We start from the raw sequence: 5638 nt of genomic DNA, 5'->3' as shown, positions 1-5638 counted from the left end.
GACATGCGGAAATCGACCGACGGCATGATCCGCACGATGATCCGGTACGGCGACGTCGTCGCCCTCGCCCAGATCGGCGACCTCGCGCTGGCGGAAGAGCGGGTCGCCGAGATCTCGCACTTCTCCTCGTCCGGTCAGTACCTCGCATGGGCGATCTCCAAGATCATGGCCGCCGTGATCCACACGAACCGCGGTTGCTTTCCCGAGGTCGTCTCGGAGATCGAACAGGCGCTGGCTGCGCTCACGGCCGAAGTTCCCCTGCCGTGGCGAGTGCCCGCAACCATTCTTCTGGCCAAGGCGTACGCCGTACTCGGGCAACCCCAGCAAGCACAGCGTGTCCTCGACGACGCCGACGAACACACCGGACTCCACACGGCGATCCATCGTCCCGCCCGGTTGATCGCACAGTCCTGGCTGGCTGCCGCCGAGAACTCCGAGCAGCGCAGCGTCGCCTTCGCCCGCGAAGCCGCCGAGGCCGCCCGCACGTCCGGGCAGTACGCCGTCGAGGCCGACGCCCTTCACGACGCCGCGCGCTTCGGAGACCGCAGTGTCGCGGGCCGCCTGGCCGAACTCGTCGACCACGTCGACGGTCCGGTGGCGTCGCTCCAAGCCCGCCACGCGGCCGCAGTGGCCAAGGCGGATGCGGCCGAACTGGACGCGGTCAGCGACGACTTCGAGCAACATGGGCTGTTCCTTCACGCTGCGGATGCCGCAGCGCTCGCGGCGTCCGCCCACACGCACGACGGCGACAGGCGACAGAGCACCGAATCCGCCGCCCGGGCATTCAAATTCGCCGCCCGCTGCGGTGGGATCACGACACCTGCGATCCAGTCGGCCGCCCACCCTTTGCCGTTGACCGCCCGCGAGCGGGAAATCGCCGCGCTCGTCGCCACGGGTCTGACGAACCGGCAGATCTCCGAGCGACTGTTCGTGTCGGTCCGCACCGTCGAAGGCCATCTCTATCGGGCATGTATCAAGCTCGGTGTTTGCGATCGTGAGCAGCTCGGACGCTTGATGCGCAACGAGGACGAGTGACGCTCGACGAGTAGTGCGCTACTCGCGACATGCCGACGGCCGCCCTCCATGCTGGGGAGAAGAACGCAGCGCCGTCCGGATCCGCATCGTGACGACGCGGAGATCCCGGGAGGAGCGCATGGTCACCGTTGCGACGTGGAACCTGGAGAACCTGTACCGTCCGGGGCACGAATCCGGACCTCCGAACGACGAGGTCTACCAGCGCAAGCTCGACACTCTCGCCGACATCGTGACCGAAGTCGACGCCGACATCCTTGCGGTCCAGGAGGTCGGCGACCCTGCCGCCCTCGACGACCTCGTCGCCCTGCTACCGGACCACTGGCACCGATGCCTGTCCGCCCATCCGGATCCGCGCGGGATCCGGGTGGGTTTCGTGTCCCGACCGGCGTTTCTCGACTCGTCCGAGATCACCGTCTTTCCGGAGCCACTGGGATCCGTGCGGGTGGCCGACGGATCTGCGTCCGGCAGCTTCGCCACGCGAATGGGACGGGGCGCGTTGAGGGTTCGGGTCGCGACGGAGATCGGTGTGCTCGATCTGATCACCGCGCATCTGAAGTCCAAGCTGCTCACCTATCCCGGTAACCGGTTCGCTCCACGCGACGAGGACGAACGTGCCCGCTTCGGTGCCTACGCGCTCTACCGGCGGGCAGCCGAAGCCGCCACCGTGCGAGCAGCGGCGACCGCTCTGCTCGACGGCGCAATCGAGGAACGGCCGCCGCGCGACGATCCCGCCGTCATCGTGCTCGGCGACCTCAACGACACCGCCGACGCCGCCACCACCCGGGTGCTCCACGGGCCGCCCGGCTCCCAGATCGGCACCGCCGGGTTCCCTCGTCCCGACCACGGCGACCGGACCCGCCTGTGGAACGTCGCCTCATTGATTCCCGAGGAGCACCGCTTCTCACGGATCTTCGAGGGACAACCCGAGCTGATCGACCACATCCTCGTCAGCCATCGGCTGCTCGACCACCTCGAGTCCGCCACAGCGGTCACCGATGCGCTGACCGGAATCACCGCAGACCCCCGCTTGCGGCGGGCCACAGTGAACTCCGATCACGCGCCGGTCGTCGTGCGTCTCCTCTGACAGGCCCGCTCACTCGATGCGGAAGCTCGCGTACGCCTTGTCGCAGGTGCTCGAGTTTCGTTCGACGATCTGCTGCAGGCAGTGCGTCTGCTCGATGATCCCCATACCGACCTCGGAGAAGGTGTCCTCGTGGTAGACGTGGCGCGCCAGCAGCGGGTTCGTGAACGCCTGCGTGAACGCGTCGTGGGCGACCATCGTGGTCAGCAGCTCCCCCATCATGCGGTGCCGGGGATAGTCCTCGGCGAAGATCCCCACGTACCACTCGACCGCGTCGACATCGCCGTAGAGCCGCGCGAGCTTCTGCTGCACCTCGACGTCCCCGGTGAGTCCGGCGAAGCTCGTCAGTCGTCCGAGTCCGAACGCCTCCCGGTAGTCGTTGAACGAACGCAGCCGCGCCTGACGCATCAGCCCGATGGTCCTCTCCTCCACCGACTCAAGGTCGGGGCACATCGGATGACGGTCGACCAGGAAGGCCGGGGTGTTCCCGAGGCCGATCCTCGACGCCTTCTGTCGCGAGCACTGGTCGATGATCGACTCGATGCCCCCGTCGATCACCAAGGGATTGTTGTCGACGAATATCCGCGTACTCACCCGCTGCGAATCGAACACCACCGAATCCGGAATCAACGAATGCCACCGGTACAGGAGGTTGAATTCGATGGCACACCAGTTCGTTCTGTTCCACGGTGCTTTGTCCGCCATGAACGGGACGAACTCGATCGGGAAGTCGAACGGTCCGATGTGTTTGATGTACTCCTCGATGACGATCTTCAACAGGATGACGATCATGATGTTGCGGGTGGTCTCGAACAACCGGTCGTCGTCCCACTCCGGGTACGCGCCTTCGAGAATGCCGGCGATCCGGTTGTGTTCGCGGAGGAACAGCACGTTCAGCACGGTGTTGCCGATCGTGCTGTTGCCGTGTTCGAGTCCGACTGCGAACACAGACTTCTTCCGCTCGTCCGGACACAGTGGGAGAACCGTGTCCAGCAAGTACTCCCGGTTGTGCAGACCCTCGAACTTCGGAACGAACCGGAGCTCCTCCCCCGGTGTGCGCGCTGCGAACAGGAACGGCGGATACTCCTTCTTGTCGATGACCTGACTGTCGAGGCGGCCTCCGTAGCCGGCCCGCAGCATCGCAGTCTTGGCCTGGTTCACCCCGTAGATCTGACACAGGTCGATCTCGTGGTTCGAGTCGTTCTTCCGCGGGTCCTTCCTGTTGGTGCGCAGGAAGCTGTCGGTGAACCACTGCGCGAAGAACGCGAACCACACACTCGTGTCGGTCGAGGGAATCTCACGGGTGCGACGGAACAGCGCTACCACGTCCCCGACCGCCGGCAGTTCCTCCGGCGGTGTGGTGGACGGAGGGAGGTGACGTCCGCTGTAGGTGCGGTCGGTCAGACTCGTCCACGTCGTGTAGTCGGCAGCCAGCGTCAGCGGGCGCGGACGCGGCGGCACAGCGTTGGCATACTTCTCGATCGCCAGTCTGCTGGCCTGCCGTCGAGCGACCGGGATCCGCCCGACCAGCTCGGCCCCGATCCACGGGAGGCGACCGGAGAGCAGGGGCGACAACTTCATCGTGGAGTGGTGCCGACGTGGACGGCGAGTCGGTAACAGCAAAGGTGTGAACATCGAGGTTCCCGTCGTCGATATCGATGCCGGTGGAGACCGGCTAGATGCGAACCACCGAGGCGAGCCGGTACGACGCCGACAGCCGCCGGGGGTTGTTGTCCATGGTCAGCGGAGGTGAGTACCGGGAGTTCATGGTCACCCGGAAGACCACCGAGTCGGCCACGCGCGCATCGTCCCCCACCGTCCGGCGATGCGGGAAGCCCCACAGGGGATTCCACGACTCGTTGACCGGTCCGAGCGCCGCGGTGCAATCCAGCAGGAGTGCGGGATAGGTCGCCGCGACGGCCGGGTCGATCTCGACGCCGTGCCTTTCGGCGTTCGACAACATCCACGCCAGGCTGATGTCGGCGAGCGAGGTCGTCGGGAATCCCCCTCCCACGTCGCAGTGCACTCCCGCGAACCACACCTGTTCGATGGTCTGCCCGTCCGCCGCTGGGCCTTCCCAGAGGGTCGGCGGGAACTGGCGGCGCCGCTCGTCGAGCGACAGCGCGTGGTAGCCGGCCTTGACGTCCCGATGGAGCCGGGTATCCAGGAAGCCGTAGTCCTTCTGGTCGAGCCGACCGAAGAGCGCACCCGGGATTCCGAGTGTTCCGACCGTGTCCCACACGCCGATCATCTCGATGTGCCCGTCGACCATACGGATTCCGTCACGAGGACCGGCCCACTTCGAGTCGTCGCCTGTCCGGTTGCGGTAGGCATGGAAGGCCTGGTCGACGAGGCGATCGGTGGGACGACGGGACGGCAGCCCGCAGTAGGCAATCATGCCGCCGAGGCTCCGCGCGGTGTACGCGCCGCGGCTGAAGCCGACGAGGAAGAGACGGTCACCTTCTTCGAAGACGTCGGCGATACGTCCGTAGCCTTCCCGTACGTTCTCGATCAGACCGTGCCCGAAGGCGCCACCGCGCAAGCGGGACAGCAGGTTCCCTTCCGTACCCACTCCGGGGTCGTAGATCTTGTCCTGAGTGGTGGTCGTCGCCAGCGCTTCGTGGAAGCGGTACACATTCGTGCGCGTACGCTCTCCCGAGTTCCAGGTTCCGTCAGCGCAATAGATGATGTTCTTCGGCATGTCGATTCGTCCTTGCCGCATCGGTTCGAAGCTGGTGCAACGATCGTCACGCGGCGGGGTGCGGCAGGCACGAGTAGTGCGCTACGCGAATGTGGTCACGTGGCGTCTCAGAACGGGGCGACCTCCGGGCACGTCCATTCCCCATCCCAGTTCGCCGCGTCGGTCTCGTCGATCCCTTCCAGCCGCGTCATGCTGATGCGCGAGTACTCGTCGACAGGGAGAACCAGGACGTATCCGTACTGGGTCGTCCACCGCGCAGGCAGCAGCACCCAGTAGTTCTGTCCGACCAACAGCGTTCGCAGGCATTGATACCGATAACCGAATCGTTCCTCCGAACTCGGATCGAGAACCGTCTCGTGCACGAGGTTCGCAGGCGCATACAGGCGATCGGCGGTATCCAGGACGACGACGGTCTCCTTGTCCCACAGGTCGGCCGCGACGTTCTGAGCCTGCCCGCGGCCGTACTCGGTTGCGAAGATGTTGGTGCACCAGAACAGCGCCAATACGAGCGCGACACCCGCGAACAGCCAGGTCGAGCGCTCCGCTGCCGACACCGTCGCGACGCCGCCCGTCCCCAGCGCCGACCGGATGCCGACTCCGACGATGATCAGCACCGCTCCCGCCGCCAGCAGGATCGGAACGAGCGTCGCGCTGCGCACCGGGGAGAACCGCGGCACCATCACGGCCGACACCGACAGGGCTACGAGCAGGACTCCTACGCCGATCGCGCTCCATCCGGCGTGCCGGACGACTCGACGTTGCCGGCCTCGCCGAACCAACCGCAGACCGTAGGTGCGGATCCAGAACGCCACACACGCCAC

Annotated in this window: 5 protein-coding genes; 2 read left to right on the top strand and 3 right to left on the bottom strand. The window is 66.0% G+C overall.

Features of this window, described 5'->3' with window-relative positions; translation table 11 throughout:
- Nucleotides 1-1035 (top strand): helix-turn-helix transcriptional regulator (locus tag R1101_RS0115105; protein ID WP_016934233.1); only part of this gene is annotated, 1035 nt, incomplete at its 5' end.
- Between the two features lie 118 nt (nucleotides 1036-1153).
- Nucleotides 1154-2119 carry an endonuclease/exonuclease/phosphatase family protein gene (locus R1101_RS0115100; RefSeq protein ID WP_016934232.1) on the top strand — a complete coding sequence of 322 codons (966 nt, stop codon included), beginning with the start codon at nucleotides 1154-1156 and terminating at the stop codon, nucleotides 2117-2119.
- Nucleotides 2120-2128: 9 nt separating this feature from the next.
- Here R1101_RS0115100 and R1101_RS0115095 read toward each other — a convergent pair whose 3' ends face one another.
- From R1101_RS0115095 to R1101_RS0115085, 3 genes are all read right to left on the bottom strand, one after another.
- Nucleotides 2129-3697, bottom strand: coding sequence for a peroxidase family protein (locus R1101_RS0115095; protein ID WP_016934231.1), 1569 nt, complete (start codon nucleotides 3695-3697; stop codon nucleotides 2129-2131).
- 94 nt (nucleotides 3698-3791) lie between these two features.
- A complete protein-coding gene (locus R1101_RS0115090) occupies nucleotides 3792-4817 on the bottom strand; it encodes a DUF2235 domain-containing protein (protein WP_037223659.1) in 1026 nt (341 codons plus the stop codon).
- A gap of 107 nt (nucleotides 4818-4924) precedes the next feature.
- A partial coding sequence (locus tag R1101_RS0115085; protein WP_016934229.1) for a hypothetical protein occupies nucleotides 4925-5638 on the bottom strand: 714 nt, incomplete at its 5' end.

Origin of the sequence: Rhodococcus sp. R1101, from assembly GCF_000278445.1 — a bacterium.
GTDB lineage: Bacteria > Actinomycetota > Actinomycetes > Mycobacteriales > Mycobacteriaceae > Rhodococcus > Rhodococcus gordoniae.
This window is presented reverse-complemented; position numbering and strand designations above follow the sequence as displayed.

Excerpts from the sequence above, each read along its gene's own strand:
- R1101_RS0115100 (WP_016934232.1), top strand. The coding sequence starts at position 1,154 with ATGGTCACCGTTGCGACGTGGAACCTGGAGAACCTGTACCGTCCGGGG.
- R1101_RS0115095 (WP_016934231.1), bottom strand. The coding sequence starts at position 3,697 with ATGAAGTTGTCGCCCCTGCTCTCCGGTCGCCTCCCGTGGATCGGGGCC.
- R1101_RS0115090 (WP_037223659.1), bottom strand. The coding sequence starts at position 4,817 with ATGCCGAAGAACATCATCTATTGCGCTGACGGAACCTGGAACTCGGGA.